The sequence below is a fragment of the Bacillus sp. N447-1 genome, assembly GCF_022701035.1.
Taxonomy (GTDB): Bacteria; Bacillota; Bacilli; order Bacillales; family Bacillaceae_G; genus Bacillus_A; species Bacillus_A cereus.
In genome coordinates this window covers 889,916-908,608 of the sequence record NZ_CP065509.1, presented here as the reverse complement: position 1 = coordinate 908,608, position 18,693 = coordinate 889,916, and the positions used below count along the sequence as shown (strand labels likewise).

Here is an 18,693-nt window from a genome sequence, read left to right as displayed (position 1 = left end):
CGATTAAAGGAGTAGTGGAGTAATCATGGAATTAATACGATGGGCGATTGAACTAGGAGAATCGGTGCATGGAAATACGTATGAAGAATTGATGCCACTACTAGACTATTATTATGATCGTGATCATTTAAAAGCGTATTGTATCGCAAATCTTCTTTTAAACATGGATGTATTAGATGAGGACCGGGAAAGAATCGAATTAAGAAGATGCATCGCTGCTTATTATGCTGGATTATATAAAGTAGCAAGAAAACATGCAAATGAGTTGGTACTTAAACATCCGGATGTAGATCTATATAAAAATAATTTAAGATTAATGGAAGTTTATTTGAATAAAGAATATGATTATTGTCTTTTTATATGCCCAAAGACATACGGTAGTTTCATAGATATTGCGCGAGCTTTAAAGTGGAGGTTGGAGCAGGAGGGAAATACAGTAATTATATCAGAAACAATACTGGAAAATGTAAAGAATACAGTTGTTTTTGGAGCACATACATATGCATATAACCCGAACCTTCTTCCGAAAGATGCAATTGTTTATAATTTAGAACAGCTATACGAAGGAAGTCCATATGCGCACCCCCTTTATTTAATATTATTAAAAGATAGAGTGATTTGGGATTATAGTAAACAAAATATAGAATGGCTTAAACAAAAAGGGGTAGGAAAAGAAATAAAACATGTAGAAATGAACTATGCTCCAACTTTGGAAATAAAAAAAGATGCGTTTGAAGATGAAATTATTGAAGATATTGATATTCTGTTTATAGGTGCTCTTAATCCGAGGCGACAAGCTATTTTTGATCATCTAAAAGCGATTGCCCCGAATTTAAATATAGTTTTTAAAAATAATGCGTGGGGAATTGTTAGAAATGAATTGATTGCTAGAGCTAAAATTATATTAAATATTCATTTTTATTTATCAGGAATTCTTGAAACACCTCGCGTGTCTTATGCAGTCGCAAATAAGAAATTTATTATTTCCGAAAATAGTAATCCAGAAGATGAGGTAGAGTGGCCAGGAATTGTGTTTACTCCGTACGAAAAAATAATTGAAAACGTAATGAAATATATAGAATTACCAGAAGAACGGAAAAGATTAGCGGAAAAAGCATATAATCATTTTGAAGCAAATGAAAGTTTAGGTACATTGAGCATGAGAGATGAAACAAAGTAATTGTACAAAACTCATACGAAAGTATGAGTTCTTTTTTGTTTATCATACTATTTTATGAAACAAGTTAACTCTTTATATTGTGTTTTGTATAGAAATTTCTGATAATATATAAGTAGAACTTGAAAACAAAGGGGAGAAATAATCATGAAACTAGTCGTTATTAACGGTACACCAAGAAAATTTGGTCGAACTCGTGTGGTGGCAAAATATATTGCGGATCAATTTGAAGGGGAATTATATGATTTAGCAATTGAGGAGTTACCTTTATACAATGGAGAAGAGTCACAACGTGATTTAGAGGCAGTAAAAAAATTAAAAACGTTAGTGAAAGCTGCGGATGGGGTTGTATTATGTACACCAGAATATCATAATGCGATGAGCGGTGCGCTGAAAAACTCTTTAGATTACTTAAGTAGTAGTGAATTTATTCATAAACCAGTTGCATTGTTAGCGGTTGCTGGTGGCGGTAAAGGTGGAATAAATGCATTAAACAGCATGCGAACGGTCGCTAGAGGTGTTTATGCAAATGCAATTCCAAAACAAGTTGTGCTTGATGGATTACATGTGCAAGATGGTGAACTTGGAGAAGATGCAAAACCATTAATTCATGATGTAGTTAAAGAATTAAAAGCATATATGAGCGTATATAAAGAGGTGAAAAAACAACTAGGAGTGGAATGATATGTCCTCACTTTATCATGATTCTCGCTTGTATTACATTCTAGGAGCCAATAGTCTATCTGCTATTGGTTCCGGAATTGTTATGATAACGATTCCTTGGCTGTTAATTAAAGAGAGTGGAGGAGAGACAACATTTGGTTATGTTTCTATCATTGCAACCCTCATTATGTTTTTATTAACACCATTCATTGGGCAAAGTATTGATCGTTTTTCAAGAAAATCTTTATTGCTATGTAACGAAGGAATCGGAATAGCCGTAATCGGAATAATGGTTATATGGGGATTTGCTGGGCAACCTTATCATTCTATTCACTATATTCTTATTTATATAGCCGGATCATTCTACTATTTATTGTTTTATCCTACAATATTTGCGTTCAACCAAGAGATATTTCAAGCAGAACATTATAAAAGTTTAAGTGGAACGATGGAAATACAAGGACAGTTAACACAAGTTATTTCTGGAGCGGCTGCGAGCTTCTTAATTGAAATTGTATCTTTGAAGTGGATTTTGTTAGTAGACATGTTAACTTTTGCTGGAGCATTTTTTCTTTTCTTATGTATACCGTACGTAAAGAAAAAAGAAGTGAAAAGAAAAATAACATTTAAGAAGCAATTGTTTGAAGGAATTCACTTTATGAAAAAACGTCCTAAGCTCTTTTGGTTCTTACTGGCCACTTATATGCCGTTTATAGGTGTTATGATGGCAAATTATTTAATACCAGTTTATATTTCGGATATACTTAAAGCCAATGCCTCTGTATACGCAATAGAGGGCACGATGTACGGTGTCGGAGCGGTTGTTGCAGGAATCTGTATTCCACTCATAATGAAATATGTAAAAACAGAAGTTTCAATCGTTATGACGATGTTCATTTATGTAATTTCAATTACCGCAATGATTATTGAACCTTCCGTAATTTTCTTATATGGACTTGCAATTTTTCATGCAGTTGGAAATGCGGGTACAAGAGTGGCGAGAAATGTATTGATGATGGAGGAAATTCCAAACGAAGTAATGGGACGTGTAGACAGCTTATTTCGCCTAATTGGTACTGGAATACGAATTGTATTATTAATGCTGTTTACAGCGGGTGTATCTAAAGCCGGAGTAATGCTTCCGTTTTACGTATTAAGCTGCATATTGATCTTCTCATTAGGAATAGCTATTTATTATGTACTATCACAACGTAAAGTAGCGGCGAATGTTTCTAATAAATCAATCGTTTAAAAAACACTTCTGCCGCCCTTTCTTTTTCTGTATAATAAAAAGAAAGGGAGTGCAAACTTATTTATGAACAAATGGATCTTTCTTATCATTTTATTATTACCGCCACTATATATCATTTATATGACGTTTAGAATGAACAAAGTTGCTCGTGAAAAGTTGAGCTATCACTCTCCGTACGTTCTTATACTGGGTGCAAAGTTATTTGGAGATAGACCGTCTTTATCTCTTCAAAATCGTTTGGATGTAGCGGTGGAGTATTTATTTTCCCATCCTGAAGCGAAAGTAATTGTTTCAGGTGGTCAAGGAGAAGATGAAGATATACCGGAAGCTCACAGCATGAGAAACTATTTAATGGTACACGGTATAGATGAGAGTCGTATTTTAATAGAAGATCAATCTACAAATACGTATGAAAACTTAAAGTTTAGTATGGATTTATATAATGTGAAACATGCAGTAGTTGTAAGTAATACGTATCATTTATATCGAACGAAAATAATTGCAAAGCGTTTAGGCATGAAGATGGAGGCACTAGCTGCTGAAACACCAATTCGTTCTAAGAGAAAAATGTATGTTCGCGAATATGCTGCTATTATGAAAACAATATTGTTCGACCGTTAGAGCTCAAATGTGAGCTCTTTTTTAATTTAAAAGCGTATCATTTGAAATGAATGCCATATTCCATCAAAATAAAGGAAACAACATTAAAGGAGTTGTATTTGTGATTCAATTTAATCATGTGTCAAAATCGTATGAAGATGGCACGAAAGCAGTGGATTCATTGCATTTAGAAATTAAAAAGGGAGAATTTTTTGTTCTCATCGGTCCGAGTGGATGCGGTAAAACAACGACAATGAAGATGATTAATCGTTTAATCGAAACGACTGAAGGATCGCTTTTAATCGATGGAAAAGATATTCAACAATATAATATAAATGAATTACGTTGGGATATAGGATACGTGTTGCAACAGATTGCTTTGTTTCCTCATATGACAATTGCTGAAAATATTGCAATTGTTCCTGAAATGAGGCAATGGAGCAAAAAAGAAATTAAAGCACGCGTCGATGAATTGTTACATATGGTTGGATTAGATCCGGATATTTATCGAAATCGTATGCCTCATGAATTGTCAGGAGGACAAAAACAACGTGTCGGTGTCGTGCGAGCATTAGCTGCAAACCCGAAAATCGTTCTTATGGATGAACCATTTAGTGCGTTAGATCCATTAAGTAGGGAACAGCTTCAGAAGGATATTGTACAGTTGCAAAAAAAGATTCAAAAAACAATCGTATTTGTAACACATGATATGCAAGAAGCATTATCACTTGGAGATCGCATTTGTATTATGAAAGAAGGAAAAGTTGTTCAACTAGATACACCAGAAGGAATTATACATAATCCGAAAAATGAATTTGTAGAGGAGTTTATTGGAAATCGCGGACGAACTTGGTATCAGGGGAAAAGTATAGCAGATGTATTGCCGCTTGATCAAAGTGTGCAATTAGAAGGGCAGGCGCTATCATTACATTCTTCTTTACAAGAAGCGTTAGTTCGTGTGCGTGATGAGGAGGTCGTTCCAGTTGAAAAAAACGGTCAATATATTGGAGCGTTAACAAGTCGTCATATTGTCAATTACATTGTTGAACAAATGAAGGAAAGAGGCTAAACAGTGACTAATTTTATACAAACGTTCCAAGAACGAAAAATAGAATTACTAACTGCATTAAGTGAGCATTTACAAATATCGCTTATTTCATTATTTTTTGCAGTAATTATAGCGGTGCCACTTGGCATCTTATTAACAAGAAAAGAACGAATGGCTGAATTTATAATAGGAACTTCTGCAGTAATGCAGACAGTGCCATCACTTGCATTACTCGGACTATTAATTCCATTAGTAGGAATCGGAAAACTTCCAGCGATTATCGCATTAGTTGTGTATGCACTATTACCTATTTTACGAAATACATATACAGGAATAAGGGAATTAGATGAATCTCTAATAGAAGCCGCGAAAGCTATGGGGATGAATAGTTGGAGAAGATTGTGGAAGGTAGAACTTCCTCTTGCATTGCCTATCATTATGGCCGGTATTCGTACAGCGATGGTATTAATTGTTGGAACGGCTACATTAGCAGCTCTCATTGGTGCTGGTGGGCTCGGTAAGCTTATACTATTAGGTATAGATCGAAATGATCATGCACTTATCATTTTAGGGGCCGTACCAGCCGCGTTACTCGCTTTATTCTTTGATATAGTACTTCGCATACTTGAACGACCGAAACGCTCTTCTAAGCGTGTTATATTGACGATATGTATTGTATGTATAATGATTGCTTCTCCATTTCTTTGGAGTACAGAAAAGAAAGATATTGTTATTGCGGGCAAACTTGGATCAGAACCTGAAATTTTAATTCAAATGTATAAGCAGCTTATTGAACAAGATACAGATTTACACGTACAATTAAAACCAGGTCTTGGAAAAACAGCATTTGTATTTGAAGCGTTGAAATCAGGGGAAGTAGATATATATCCAGAATTTTCAGGAACAGCTTTATCTACTTTCGTGAAAGAAGAACCAAAGAGTACAAATCGTGATGAAGTATATGAGCAGGCTCGCATTGGAATGGAAAAGAAATATAATATGATTATGTTGAAGCCAATGGAGTATAACAATACATATGCACTAGCTATGCCGAAAAAAATAGCAGATCAAAAGAATATAAATACAATTTCTGATTTAGGGAATGTTGCACAGGAAGCCAAAGTAGGATTTACATTGGAATTTGCTGATCGTGAAGATGGTTATAAAGGAATGCAAAAATTATATAACTATAAGTTCTCGAATGTTAAAACGATGGAGCCGAAGCTGCGTTATAGCGCAATTGAATCTGGAGATGTTAACGTAATTGATGCATATTCAACAGATAGTGAATTGGAGCAATACGGACTGAAAGTGCTGAAAGATGATAAAGGGTTATTCCCACCTTATCAAGGAGCACCATTATTAAGAAAAGAAACGTTACAGAAATATCCCGAACTTGAAAAGGTATTAAATAAATTATCTGGAAAGATTACAGATGAAGAAATGCGAAAAATGAATTATGAAGTTAACGTAAATGGTAAAAGTAGTGAAGAAGTCGCAAAACAATTTTTACAAAAAGAGAAGTTACTTCGTTAAATTTACAAGAAATATACAAATTTATATGTTTGAAATGACCGTTCATTACAAAATGAGCGGTTTTTTTGTGCATACTTATACATTTTTTCAAAAAAGTATTCCATTTTTGCTCATTTTCTTTTAGAATAAGTAATGTTTTCCTGAAAAAATATAAGAGAAACGTCTATTAGAGAAAAAGGTGACTTTAATAGTTGAACGAACATAACACCTAGAATGACAGATGGGGTGGTACAAATAGAAAAGAAGTTAGGATTTTTTCCATTAATCGCATTAGTAGTTGGAACAATGGTTGGTGGCGGTGTTTTTAGTTTACCGCATGATTTAGCAGTAGGAGCAAACAGTGGTGCAATAATAATTGGCTGGTGTATTACAGCGATGGGAATGATTCCACTTGCGCTCGTATATCAAACGTTAGCAAGACAAAAACCGGAACTTGAAGGTGGAATTTATAGTTATGCACGTGCTGGTTTCGGTGAATATATTGGATTTAATAGTGCTTGGGGATATTGGCTAGCAGGAATCTTAGGTAATGTCGCAACAATTATGTTACTGTTTAGTACATTAGGTTATTTCTTTCCAATTTTCAAAGGAGGAAATAATGTTGCGTCTATCGTTGGGGCATCACTTTTATTATGGACACTTCATTTTTTAATTTTATTTGGAATCCGTGAAGCTTCTATTATGAATGTGATCGCAACAATAGGGAAGTTAGTTCCAATCGTTTTATTTATTGTTGTAATGGTAACAGCCTTTCGCTGGGACACATTTACACATGATTTTTGGGGGGAAGGAACGATCTCACTTTCCGCTATACTTGGTCAAGTGAAAAATACAATGCTTGTAACACTTTGGGTTTTCATTGGAGTTGAAGGAGCGGTTGTATTATCTGGAAGAGCGAAGAATAGTCGAGATGTTGGTAAGGCAACAGTATTGGGACTTATTTTAGTAATGTCCATTTATATTTTAATTTCTGTCCTGTCAATGGGAGCTATGACAAGAGGCGAACTTTCTGTGTTAGAAACTCCGTCCATGGGACATGTATTAGAGCACGTTGTTGGTCCATGGGGTGCAGTTGCGATTAACATCGGATTAGTTGCTTCACTTGTCGGTACATTAATTGGCTGGTTTTTACTTGTTTCTGAAATTTCTCATGTAGCAGGAAAAGATGGCGTATTTCCGAAAGTCTTTACGAAAACAAATAAGAAGCAAACACCGCACATGGCATTATGGATTTCAAATGGTGTTGCCCAAATTATATTTATCATCGTTTTGTTTTCGGAATCAACATATCAAATTATGTATTTCATTGCATCAACATCAATTTTATTACCATATTTATTATCAGCGTTATTCCAATTTAAATTAGTCATTACAAACGAACTAAAAGACGCTAAATTAAAAAATGGAGCGTTAGCTTTAATTGCTTCTATTTACTCTGTATGGCTTCTTTATGCAGCTGGTTTAAAGAATTTACTACTCGTTTCAATTGTGTATGGAATTGGAATTATTGTTTACACGTTTGCAAGAAAAGAACAAGGGAACCGTTGCTTTGTAGGTGCAGAGAAGTATGTGATGTGGGCAATTATTGTTGCGGCTATCACATCAATATATATGTTATTAACTGGAAATATAAAAATGTAAAAAGTCCTTTTTATTTAAAGGGCTTTTTTCTTTGTTTAGAGAATATTTACTACATAAGATATTCAGGAGGGATGAGAATGGAAGAAAAAGAACAGTTGTCTAGAATAATTGATTTAGCTAGTGAGTTAAGGAAAGTATTAGTGCAAGAATCTTTTTTTAATCATCATCCTGAACTAAGAGGAGTCATTGAAAATTTAGCAAGTTCTGTTGAAAATTTGGCGGAATTACAAATAAGTAAAGATGAAAACGCTGAAGATCGATTACGTTACGTACTTGCGAAAATGAAAATTGCTCATAATGCAATTTTACAAGAGAAAAAAGCATTTCCTTCTCATTAATATAAGTTTTTATTTTGAACCTGGCGGATAACGTCAGGTTTTTTATTTCTAGTTTTTCGTTTCTTTCATACACTAAGAATAGTATGAAAAAAGAAGGTGACTAAGGTGAAATTACATAAAGCTCTTCAGCCAAGTTTTATAAAACGAATGTACTATATGAGATTTTTAGGGAAATTTACAAAAGCTGAGAAAGAGAAGAGTGGAGAGAATTTCTTTGTACACTGCTTATCGCCAATACCATTCACTTTACAGGAACAATTTACAAATGAACCATATGTATTTGAAGGGTTATGTAGCAATAAAAAGAATGAAAAAATCTTTTCGGAATTAAAGAAGAGGAAATTAGAAAAGCAATTAGTAATGTTTCGTCTTTATTATGAAAGAGGAAATGTATACGTGGAGTTAATATGTACAGAAGAACCGAAAGAAATAGCAAGCAGCTATAAAATGATTCCGGCACCTAAAGTTACAAATCATAAAAAAAGAGAATCTTTAGAGCGAAAACTTAGCAACGGTTATTTATCATTTCTTATGCCAAAATTTCCGAAAGACTTTGAGCCTCCCGAATTATTGTGGCACGATGGAAGACTGTACGGAAACATATCCCTAAAGTCATCAATTAGCTCAATCGCCTATTTTGAACAGAAACGTGAATGTAAATATATAAACTGCAGTGACTGGACGAAGTATGTAGAAATAGCGGTAGAAGATCAATTATATTTTGTAAGTGATTATGTATATGAGCAATTAAAAAAACGAATGCATGAAGAAGGTAAGCTAGTTGAAGTAGAGGATATAAAAATACAAAAAGATGAATGGGAATGGGATGAGCGTGAATCGTCCTTTTTACAGTATGTACAAAGTATGGTGCATAATAAAGGGTTATATTTGGATGAAACGGATATTTATAATTTCCATATAAGTGTAAAAACAAATATGTTAACGATTCTTGGTGGTATACCGGGCGTTGGGAAATCACGTTTTGTGCAAACTTATGCAGAAGCATTAGGGTTACAGTATGGGGAAGAGTTGGTTTGGATTCCAATCTCGCCATCGTATCAAGAACCACATGATTTACTTGGTTACCTTCATCCAAATGGTACTTTTATTGAATCTGAAGCGAAGTTAGTTAGGACGTTAATGAAGGCGAAAGAAAATCCAAATCAACTGTATATAATCGTTTTTGATGAAATGAACATGTCTCATATTGAGCATTGGTTTACTCCGTTTCTATCTGTTCTTGAACTTGAAACAAAAAATCGTATTTTAAACTTGTATGAGGGTGTACAGGACATAGAGAATTCAATTCCATCAACAATTGAAATTGGAGAAAATATTATATTTGTAGGTACTGTAAATTTTGATGAAACAACGAAAGAGCTCTCTGATCGATTATTAGACCGAACGAACCTAATAACGTTACAGAAAATTCCGTTTTGTGAGATGGGCATGGAACAGGGGAAAGTCGTATTACATCCACCTTTGAAAGTAACGGCGGGAGAATTTCGGATAAATTGGATGAGAAATAAAGCGATGATTGAAGTGTTTTCTGAAGAAGAATTAGAGCTATTAGATAAGTTGCATGTCGTATTGTCATCACATGACGCGTCTAAGGGAATTTCTTTCCGATGTGCAAATGCAATTGCGACTTATTTGCAAAACATACCGTTTCAAAATAACCATACCTATATGATTAGTAGAGAAGAGGGGTTTGATTTACAAATAAAGCAGCGTGTATTGACGAAAATCAGAGGGACCGAAATGATGGTTGGGCCTTTACTTTCTGAAGAAGCAAAAAGGGGGGCGACCTTAGTACCTCTTTTGCAATCTACACTTGCAAACAGAGTATCTACATTTGAACACTCTTTAGCATATATACGAGAAAAACGTAGAGAACTGGAGTTGTATGGATATGCAAAATGAAGGGCGTTATGAAACAAAAATCGTTGATACGAATGAAACGCTCCCTTTTGTATTAAAGTTAATCATTGGAAATGAGGGGAAAGGAGATTATATTTTATTAAATCGTCTTTGTACATCTACTACAGCATTAGTTCAATGTATTTATAAAGTACAAGAATTAAAACCAATAAGATTGCAGTACAATTATGAAATCCCAATGAATATTACTTTTATATGGAATAAAGTATATGAGGGACAGAAAAATATAAAAGAGGCTCAATATGAAATAAATGAAAAAAAACAAAGAGTATTAATATATGAACACGGGAAAACAGAATTCTTTTATCCATGGCGCTGTGGTCTATACCATTTTGAAGTGCGTATAGAAGATACAACGTATTATGGCGCATTTCAAATCGTACCGAAAAACTTTTTTGATGATCAATTTGAAATGATTCAAGACTATGTGAAGTCAATTTTAAATGAGTTGATTTTGGATAGAGGTTACTATAAAAAAACCTTCTCTGCACTTAGCGATATTGAGGATTCTTCTTATTTAGTGTTACTTAGAAAGTTACCGCAAAAAATGAAAATGATAAAGCAAATCTTTAAGAAAATAGAATCAAGCTCAAAATTTATAAATGAATATAAATGGGAAGGAAAAGAGCGAAAGCCAACAAGAAAAGGAACTATAGTGGCAGAACGAAAACCTTATGCCAAACATTATAATCGTAAGTTTATGGAACAAAAAAATAGTAAGGAAAATGCATTTCTTAAATATAAAGCGATGCAATTTTATCATTATTTAATTGAAGCTAAAAGTTTTTTACGTCAAACAATTGAAATATTAGAAAGAGAAAAAAAGAAAAAATCAGAAGAGTTTCAAGCTGTAAAAACGATTATACAAACAATTGAGCGTAATGGATCAGTAACCGATAGAGAGAAGCAAAAATATAAAAATATACATTTACTAAAAGAAGCCGATTTACGAAAGAGCTCAATGAAAATACAAGAATATAAAATATTGGCGCATATTGTGCATGAAAATGTACAATACTTTCAAATGTTAATGCACTCTTCATTTTGGAGGGAAGTTACTGAAACAAGTAACATGAACTTACATGATTTATCGATACCACATCAACAATTACTACATCATTTAGAAGTACTCCCGCAATATACGGATCAATCTCCATCATTATTATTTGTTTATAAGCCAACGTTTTTAGTGTATGAATATTACGCTTTTTTTATCGTTATTTTACTTTTAGAGCAAATTGGTTTTGAGGCTAGAAACTCCATCCGTGAACAAATACAAGAACATTTTTATGTAGATGGATTACAAGATGGAACGACAGTAGTTTTAGAACGAGATGATATAAAGGTGCATGTCGCATTTAATGACTTAATTGAAACACATCCTCTTATTGCATTAAGTAAAGGTAGTAATTTTTACAATGGTGAGGATACGAAGAAGCCAGATATTCGCTTAGACTGTTATGTAAAAGAAGATGGGAAATACGTGTATAAATCTTCTATTATTATTGAAGTGAAGTATAGTCCAATGTACAATATTTTTCAGCACGTCGGAAATACGAAAGCAACTGAGCAAATGTATAAGTACTGGTCTATAAAGTATGTAGAAGAACAGGATGGAAAGCGAGTCTATTATCGAAGGTCAATTTATGAAGTCATTTGTGTATATCCAGGAAGCCATATGCATAGTAAAAAAATTGAGTCTGGATGCGGTGTTTTCTTGCAGTTATATCCATATAAGACGAAACAAGGGGAAGAGAAATTAGCTGGAAAACATGGGATGGTACAAATTTTTGAAAAATGGCTAAAAAGCATTAAGAAGTAAAAGAAATCCTTTTTCATAAAGGATTTCTTTAGATTAAGAAGAATTATATGCTGTATGGAAAGAAACGTAGTGTAATTTAGATTTGAAAAGTGCTACAAATGTGTTATTAAAAGGAATGTGAGCGCGGGATAAAAGTCGATTAAATTGGAATCTAATTCATTTTGCAGAATATAATAAGTCATAAATATTTTTAGTTGCATACGAAGATTTGTTCTTATATGATAGATAGTGAAAGCGTTATCAAAAAAACAGAGCGGCGATGGGAAAGGCGGTTAAATATGTTCCAGCGTGTTCAAACAAAGGAAGAACATTTTGGGTTCGAGCAACTATGGGGAGATTTTTGTGAAGAAAGAAACTTAATGTTCGTAGAACGTAATTTAAATCCATCACGATTTTTATTAATAGAAGATGAACATCCTATTGGTACAGTAGAATGTATTAAGTATACGGTACCTGAACAATCGAATTCTGAGTTTTTCTATCCGTTTTCTAAAAATGATTTAGTAAAAGATTTGAAGAATGTATATGAAATAGGCAAGTTAAGTATTTCGAAAACGTCCCGTGGAAGAGGACATTTCAAAAGGCTAACAGCTATTTTATTTATACATGCGTTAGAAACAAAAGCTGAATGGTACATTGCAGCAGTAACAAAAAGAATGTATATGTATTTACTTACACTTGGTTTTCCAATTGAACCAATAGATAATCCTTTTCAGTTTCATGATACTTTACAAGGTGTACCAGTAAGAATTCATGCTCGAAAAGGGGTTACGCATTTGTATTCTTTAAAAGAATTTCGTGATGTGATTCAAGGGAATGCTCATGCACAGGCATTAATTACAGAATACAGTAAAAATATTATGTTAACGAAATAAAGCGAAGTGAATATGTATAATAAAGAGAATAATATTTGTATAGGATATAACTCTTCATTAAAAAAGACCCTTATTATTTTAATAAGGGTCTAAAAATTATAATCCAAATATACTAAAAATCATTTTGCGGCGCTTCGGTTTCTTTTCTCGTTCATATGTTGGTTTTGAATCCGGAGTAATATAAATGGGTTCTTCTTTCGTTAGGGCAGCTTCTAACTTTTGAATTCGCTCTAACATTTCCTCCATTTCACGACGGTGTTGTAAAAGTTGGTACGTGACGACATCATTTGCCTTATCTTGCATTTGTTCTTCCATTCGATCAAGTCTTCTCGTAATAGTGTTTAATTGATTAGCTAATTGCTCAAAATCATTCAATGATATGTTTTGAACAATTGTATTAACTTGAGTTTTTAATTCCTCAACTTCATTTGAGGAAGCCTTTTGAGTAGATTGAGAATTTTGAGATTGCTCTATTTGAAATCGATGGTGTTCTAACATTTGATCGACATCCTCTTGTGTGAAAATAAAGTGGCCATATTTGTTTTTCTCTATCGTAAGATTTAATTGTTGCGCGATCCGGACAACAGCCTTTGGGCTAACACCTAATTTCTTTGCGATAAATGGTGTTTTATATTCCAAAATAATCCCCCCTATATATATCCTGTTGAATGATTTCGAGCTATGAAGTAAGTTCCCTTCTAGTGCGACAAAAGAAGTGTGGAATCGGCAAAGAAAGTGTTTTTTCACGAAATTGAGTTGAGGAGAATAGTTCTTTTAAATAAAAATGTCTTATCGTAACATTTAGAATAATTTGACGAGTGTAAATGAATTAGATTATCATAATGATAAATATCTTTTTTATGTATGCATATAATATATAAAAAGGTGGTTGCTAATGTAGAATTTTGTTAGAGTATTAGAATGCTTACTTCACTTGAATAAAATTAAGTAGGAGGTGGCTTCCTTGCTTACAAAGTAAGTAAGGAAAAGTATTTGGACATATATAGTATAAGTATAGTGATTGTTTTAATTGCCTTAACGGCATTTTTCGTTGCAGCAGAATTTGCAATTGTTAAAGTGAGAAGTTCACGAATTGACTATTTAATTGCAGAAGGAAATAATCGTGCAACATCGGTCAAAACAGTCATTACAAACTTAGACGAATATTTATCTGCTTGTCAGTTAGGAATTACTGTTACAGCTTTAGGAATTGGGTGGTTTGGTAAACCTGCGTTAAAGCAAATGTTTGATACGCTTTTTGCAAATTGGAATATCTCTACTCAACTAGCAGACATTTTTGCTGTAACTTTAGTATTTTTGTTAATTACTTTTTTACATGTTGTAATAGGGGAATTGGCCCCAAAAACATTTGCAATTCAAAAATCTGAACAAGTGAGTTTGCTTGTTTCTAAGCCGTTAATTTTCTTTTATCGTATTGCATTCCCATTCATTTGGCTATTAAATGGTTCAGCTCGAATCATTACGAAGCTGCTAGGGCTGAAACCGCCGAAGGGGCATGATGAGGTTCATTCAGAAGAAGAATTACGGTTGTTAGTTTCAGAAAGTTATAAAAATGGTGAGATTAATCAATCTGAATATAAATATGTAAATAAAATTTTTGAATTTGATGATCGGATTGCAAAAGAAATAATGGTACCTCGAACTGAAATGAATATTATAAGTAAAGAAATGCCTGCTGAAGAAGCTTTGCAAAAAATGTCTCGCGAAAAATATACAAGGTATCCAGTTGTTGATGGCGACAAAGACCACGTAATAGGTTTTGTGAATTTTAAAGATATTTTTACTGAGTTTGTACAACATAAAGCTGTTAATAAGAAGACAGTAGAGCAATATATGAGACCAATTATTTTAGTTATCGATTCTATTCCAATTCATGATTTGTTTTTAAAAATGCAAAAAGAAAGAACACATATTGCTATATTGATAGATGAATATGGTGGGACATCTGGACTTGTTACTGTTGAAGATATTTTGGAAGAAATTGTTGGAGATATTCAGGATGAGTTTGATACGGATGAGCAGCCAGAAATTCAAAAGGTTAGTGAAACGAAGACGATACTAGAGGGAAAAGTACTTGTTAGTGAAGTGAATACGTTATTTGGTTTAGGGATTGATGATGATGGTGTTGATACAATCGGTGGTTGGATTTTAACGAAGAATATAGAGATTGCTGAAGAGGATTCCATTGAAATTGAAAATTATAAGTTTTGTGTGAAAGAATTAGATGGACATTATATAAAAAGATTAGAAGTTACAAAGATAGTAGAATCGATTGTTATTTTAGAAGATGAAAAACAAATTTCGTTACAAGAGCAAATTAGCTCGTAAACTCTGCTATATAGCAGAGTTTTTTTGAGCATAATGTTTTTTGAGGGATAGGGGCTATGATACAATGACATAAGTTGAACCTTTCACCAGGTGAAGTATTGTTGTATACATATATTTGGAAGGAGAAGAAGTATGAAAAAGCATTTATATATAAACGGAAGTTGGAAATCTGTAAACACGTATAAACCATTATACGCACCATATTCTGAAGAAACATTAGCGGAAATTGCACAAGGAACGGAAGAAGATGTAAAAGAGGCTGTTACTGCTGCAAAAAATGCAATGACAAAAATGAATAAATTATCTGCATATGATCGTGCGACTATTTTAGAGAAAGTTGCACAAAAAATGGATGAAAGAAGAGAAGAATTTGCAGAGATTATTGCAAAAGAAGCTGCAAAACCAATACGTGCTGCAAGGGGAGAAGTAGATCGTACTGTTCAAACGTACAAATTTGCAGCTGAAGAAGCGAAGCGTATATATGGTGAGACATTGCCATTAGACGCCGCACCTGGTGCAGATGGGCGTATTGCATATACAATCCGAAAGCCGATTGGGGTTATAGGGGCTATTACACCATTTAATTTCCCATTAAATTTAGTAGCGCATAAAGTTGGACCAGCAATCGCTGCCGGAAATACAGTTGTATTAAAGCCAGCTGATCAAACGCCATTATCATCTTATGCATTAGTTGAGTTATTTGAAGAGGCAGGATTGCCAAATGGAGCTTTAAATATCATTTCTGGCCCTGGCCCCACGGTTGGTGAGGCAATCGTCAAAAATGATTACGTTGCTTCTATTACTTTTACCGGAAGTCCAAAAGTTGGAATCGGAATAAAACAAAAGGCTGGGCTAAAACGAGTTACGTTAGAACTAGGCTCAAATGCTGCTGTTATTATTGATGAAGATGTAGAGTTAACAGATGAAATAATTGAACGTGTAAAATGGGGAGCATTTGTTAATAATGGGCAAGTTTGTATTTCAGTACAACGTGTTTTTGTACATGAAACGAAAATACATGAATTTCTCTCAAAGCTAAAGAAAGCGATGGAATCAGTTGTTGTTGGTGATCCATTGCTTGAGGAAACGGATGTATCAGCTTTAATTTCAAAAAAAGATGTAGAGCGAATTGATATGTGGGTTCAAGAAGCAATTAAGGAAGGAGCAACTGTTTTATGTGGTGGTAAGAAGCAGGATGCAAGAATTTTTGAACCGACTGTATTAACAAATGTTCCAGATCATGTATCTGTGCAGTGCCAAGAAGTATTCGGTCCACTCATGACAGTAAATACATTTAAGGAATTTGATGAAGCGATTGAGCAAGTAAATAATTCGCGTTACGGCTTACAGGCAGGAGTATTTACAAATAATTTATTTAAAGCAATGCGTGCAATTGATGAGCTAGAGGTTGGTGGTGTCATGATTAATGATATTCCAACGTTCAGAGTAGATCATATGCCTTATGGTGGTGTGAAAGAAAGTGGCACGGGACGCGAAGGAATTAAATATGCAATAGAAGAAATGACAGAAATGAAATTAGTATGTATTAAAAAATAAAGTGGAAAAACTTAAAACTTGCACTAAAAAACGAGTAGGAAATGTTTACGATTCCATACTCGTTTTTTACGCTTCTAGTAACTATTTAATTAAGTGTAACTTTTACTTCATTTCTTGTTTGAAAATAGTATCTTCTACATAAATTTGTTCTTTATCTATAGCAGTAGCATGAGTTAATACTAAACCGATTGGTGTTTTTGTATCTTTATTTTGAACAATTGTAAAAGGAACATTTTTTTCGTTTGCTAATTTAATGTATTTTGATAAATGTGGGTAAGCAATGCCACCATTTAGGAGGAGTTGTAATGATTGAGAAGAGCGCATGCTACCCGCCACTTCAGAGTATACATTACTTTGCATTACTTGACCGATTGTTAAAGCGATTTCCACACGCTCACGTAATGTAGTTAAATACATATTACGTTCTTCTGGTTTGTTTTGCTTTTGGCCGTAAATGCCTTCTTGGAGATAATCTTCCACATTTTTATTTACCATATTTTTCACACCTTTCATTTTCTATTGTACGCAAGAATTAAAAATGATGCAAAAAAAAGTCGTTTTGACTACGGAAATAATGAAAATATGTGAAGGAAAAAGGGGATTTGTATACAATTAGTTAAATAAGAAAGAAAAATAATTTTATCAACAGAAATTAACAAAATGTGACAAAAATCTATTAACGAATCGTATTTTTGTGTTAATATTCAAAATATAAAGGGTATTCGTCGTATGGAAATGGAGGGAATGGAGGTTTTTCCAATCGATAAGGATATTAAAGAAATATTTTGTTCACACTTGAAAAACAATAGGCACCAATTCGTAGAGAACTGGAAAAACAAAATGATAATTTCCGAAAAAGATCCATTTAAACTAGAAGTAGTTCAAAATGGAGAGGATTTACTAGAGTTAATTATCGAACTTACTATGGAAGATAAAGATATAAATTATCTTCAACCGTTATGTGAGAAAATTGCTATTGAACGTGCTGGAGCAGATGCGAATATTGGAGATTTTGTTTATAACGCAAACGTGGGAAGAAATGAACTTTTCGAAGCGATGTGTGAATTAGATGTTAGCGCTCGTGAATTGAAACCAATTATGGCAAAAATACATACTTGTTTTGACAAATTAATTTATTATACCGTTTTAAAATACTCGGAAATTATATCGAAGAATTTAGAGGAAAAACAGCAATATATTAACGAAACACATAAAGAAAGGCTGACGATTTTAGGGCAAATGTCAGCTAGTTTTGTACATGAATTTCGTAATCCGCTTACTTCCATTATGGGGTTTGTTAAATTATTAAAGGCGGATCATCCGAGTTTATCGTATTTAGATATTATTTCGCATGAATTAGATCAATTAAATTTTCGTATTTCGCAATTTTTACTCGTATCGAAAAAAGAAATGTGGAATGAATCGGAACGGTTTTGGCTTAATGACTTGTTTCAAGACATTATACAATTCTTATATCCGAGTTTGGTCAATGCGAATGTTTTGATTGAAAAGAATTTACCGTATCCAATTCCGCTTGTTGGTTATCGGAGTGAAGTGAGACAAGTATTTTTAAACATATTAATGAATTCAATTGATGCTCTTGAATCAATGAAAGAAGAACGAAAAATTATCATTGATGTATTTGAAGAAGATCAAGCTATTCGAATTGTGATAAAAAATAATGGACCAATGATTCCAGCTGAAAATGTAGAAACGATTTTTGAACCATTTGTAACTACTAAAAAGTTAGGAACTGGTATTGGATTATTTGTATGTAAACAAATTGTGGAAAAACATAATGGATCCATTATGTGTCGATCAGATAACGATTGGACAGAATTTCAAATTGCATTTCAAAAATAAACAGTCTACACCAAATGAATGGTGTAGACTG

General features: G+C 33.4%; 16 protein-coding genes. 14 read left to right on the top strand and 2 right to left on the bottom strand.

The window, feature by feature from the left end; all coding sequences use genetic code 11:
• Positions 1–25: 25 nt before the first annotated feature.
• From IQ781_RS04480 to IQ781_RS04430, 11 genes are all read left to right on the top strand, one after another.
• Positions 26–1,180, top strand: a complete 1,155-nt coding sequence (locus tag IQ781_RS04480) for a CgeB family protein (protein WP_000420428.1) — start codon at positions 26–28, stop codon at positions 1,178–1,180.
• 144 nt (positions 1,181–1,324) lie between these two features.
• A complete protein-coding gene (locus IQ781_RS04475; protein ID WP_000780355.1) occupies positions 1,325–1,861 on the top strand; it encodes an NADPH-dependent FMN reductase in 537 nt (178 codons plus the stop codon).
• Between the two features lies 1 nt (position 1,862).
• Positions 1,863–3,092: an MFS transporter gene (locus IQ781_RS04470; protein ID WP_000097165.1), complete on the top strand. Its 1,230-nt coding sequence runs from the start codon at positions 1,863–1,865 to the stop codon at positions 3,090–3,092.
• Positions 3,093–3,155: 63 nt separating this feature from the next.
• The gene (locus IQ781_RS04465) at positions 3,156–3,713 is read left to right on the top strand and encodes a YdcF family protein (protein WP_001045715.1); all 558 of its coding nucleotides are present in this window, start codon (positions 3,156–3,158) and stop codon (positions 3,711–3,713) included.
• A gap of 100 nt (positions 3,714–3,813) precedes the next feature.
• On the top strand, positions 3,814–4,761 hold the full coding sequence (locus IQ781_RS04460; protein WP_016124535.1) for an ABC transporter ATP-binding protein: 948 nt from the start codon (positions 3,814–3,816) through the stop codon (positions 4,759–4,761).
• Positions 4,762–4,764: 3 nt separating this feature from the next.
• Positions 4,765–6,276 carry an ABC transporter permease/substrate-binding protein gene (locus tag IQ781_RS04455; RefSeq protein WP_000181014.1) on the top strand — a complete coding sequence of 504 codons (1,512 nt, stop codon included), beginning with the start codon at positions 4,765–4,767 and terminating at the stop codon, positions 6,274–6,276.
• Between the two features lie 213 nt (positions 6,277–6,489).
• Entirely contained in the window at positions 6,490–7,917 is a 1,428-nt protein-coding gene (locus tag IQ781_RS04450) for a basic amino acid/polyamine antiporter (RefSeq protein ID WP_000129444.1), read from the top strand.
• Positions 7,918–7,994: 77 nt separating this feature from the next.
• Complete coding sequence (locus tag IQ781_RS04445) at positions 7,995–8,255, top strand: hypothetical protein (RefSeq protein ID WP_000391445.1); 261 nt, start codon at positions 7,995–7,997, stop codon at positions 8,253–8,255.
• A 105-nt stretch (positions 8,256–8,360) separates the two neighbouring features.
• Positions 8,361–10,178, top strand: a complete 1,818-nt coding sequence (locus IQ781_RS04440; RefSeq protein WP_000766187.1) for an AAA family ATPase — start codon at positions 8,361–8,363, stop codon at positions 10,176–10,178.
• Entirely contained in the window at positions 10,168–12,018 is a 1,851-nt protein-coding gene (locus tag IQ781_RS04435) for a hypothetical protein (RefSeq protein ID WP_063536284.1), read from the top strand. Before IQ781_RS04440 ends, IQ781_RS04435 begins: the two co-directional genes overlap by 11 nt.
• 278 nt (positions 12,019–12,296) lie before the next feature.
• Complete coding sequence (locus tag IQ781_RS04430) at positions 12,297–12,893, top strand: hypothetical protein (protein ID WP_000487796.1); 597 nt, start codon at positions 12,297–12,299, stop codon at positions 12,891–12,893.
• 96 nt (positions 12,894–12,989) lie between these two features.
• On the opposite strand, the gene racA is transcribed toward IQ781_RS04430, so the two are convergent.
• Complete coding sequence (racA, locus tag IQ781_RS04425; protein ID WP_139846921.1) at positions 12,990–13,532, bottom strand: chromosome-anchoring protein RacA; 543 nt, start codon at positions 13,530–13,532, stop codon at positions 12,990–12,992.
• 354 nt (positions 13,533–13,886) lie between these two features.
• Here racA and IQ781_RS04420 point away from each other — a divergent pair, with 354 nt between their 5' ends.
• Together IQ781_RS04420 and IQ781_RS04415 are read left to right on the top strand one after the other, a co-directional pair.
• Positions 13,887–15,242: a hemolysin family protein gene (locus IQ781_RS04420; RefSeq protein ID WP_000356252.1), complete on the top strand. Its 1,356-nt coding sequence runs from the start codon at positions 13,887–13,889 to the stop codon at positions 15,240–15,242.
• 132 nt (positions 15,243–15,374) lie between these two features.
• Positions 15,375–16,799 (top strand): aldehyde dehydrogenase family protein, encoded by a 1,425-nt coding sequence (locus IQ781_RS04415; protein WP_065382285.1) that lies wholly within the window; start codon positions 15,375–15,377, stop codon positions 16,797–16,799.
• Positions 16,800–16,901: 102 nt separating this feature from the next.
• Here the strand turns inward: IQ781_RS04415 and IQ781_RS04410 are convergent, their stop codons facing one another.
• Positions 16,902–17,294 carry a YueI family protein gene (locus tag IQ781_RS04410; RefSeq protein ID WP_000247558.1) on the bottom strand — a complete coding sequence of 131 codons (393 nt, stop codon included), beginning with the start codon at positions 17,292–17,294 and terminating at the stop codon, positions 16,902–16,904.
• Between the two features lie 234 nt (positions 17,295–17,528).
• Here IQ781_RS04410 and IQ781_RS04405 point away from each other — a divergent pair, with 234 nt between their 5' ends.
• Complete coding sequence (locus IQ781_RS04405; protein ID WP_000425086.1) at positions 17,529–18,662, top strand: BA2291 family sporulation histidine kinase; 1,134 nt, start codon at positions 17,529–17,531, stop codon at positions 18,660–18,662.
• Positions 18,663–18,693 lie beyond the last annotated feature (31 nt).

Bases quoted from the DNA above. Each gene is read 5' to 3' on its own strand.
- IQ781_RS04480 (WP_000420428.1), top strand. From the start codon at position 26: ATGGAATTAATACGATGGGCGATTGAACTAGGAGAATCGGTGCATGGA.
- IQ781_RS04475 (WP_000780355.1), top strand. From the start codon at position 1,325: ATGAAACTAGTCGTTATTAACGGTACACCAAGAAAATTTGGTCGAACT.
- IQ781_RS04470 (WP_000097165.1), top strand. From the start codon at position 1,863: ATGTCCTCACTTTATCATGATTCTCGCTTGTATTACATTCTAGGAGCC.
- IQ781_RS04465 (WP_001045715.1), top strand. From the start codon at position 3,156: ATGAACAAATGGATCTTTCTTATCATTTTATTATTACCGCCACTATAT.
- IQ781_RS04450 (WP_000129444.1), top strand. From the start codon at position 6,490: ATGACAGATGGGGTGGTACAAATAGAAAAGAAGTTAGGATTTTTTCCA.
- IQ781_RS04445 (WP_000391445.1), top strand. From the start codon at position 7,995: ATGGAAGAAAAAGAACAGTTGTCTAGAATAATTGATTTAGCTAGTGAG.
- IQ781_RS04435 (WP_063536284.1), top strand. From the start codon at position 10,168: ATGCAAAATGAAGGGCGTTATGAAACAAAAATCGTTGATACGAATGAA.
- IQ781_RS04430 (WP_000487796.1), top strand. From the start codon at position 12,297: ATGTTCCAGCGTGTTCAAACAAAGGAAGAACATTTTGGGTTCGAGCAA.
- IQ781_RS04415 (WP_065382285.1), top strand. From the start codon at position 15,375: ATGAAAAAGCATTTATATATAAACGGAAGTTGGAAATCTGTAAACACG.
- IQ781_RS04410 (WP_000247558.1), bottom strand. From the start codon at position 17,294: ATGGTAAATAAAAATGTGGAAGATTATCTCCAAGAAGGCATTTACGGC.
- IQ781_RS04405 (WP_000425086.1), top strand. From the start codon at position 17,529: ATGGAAATGGAGGGAATGGAGGTTTTTCCAATCGATAAGGATATTAAA.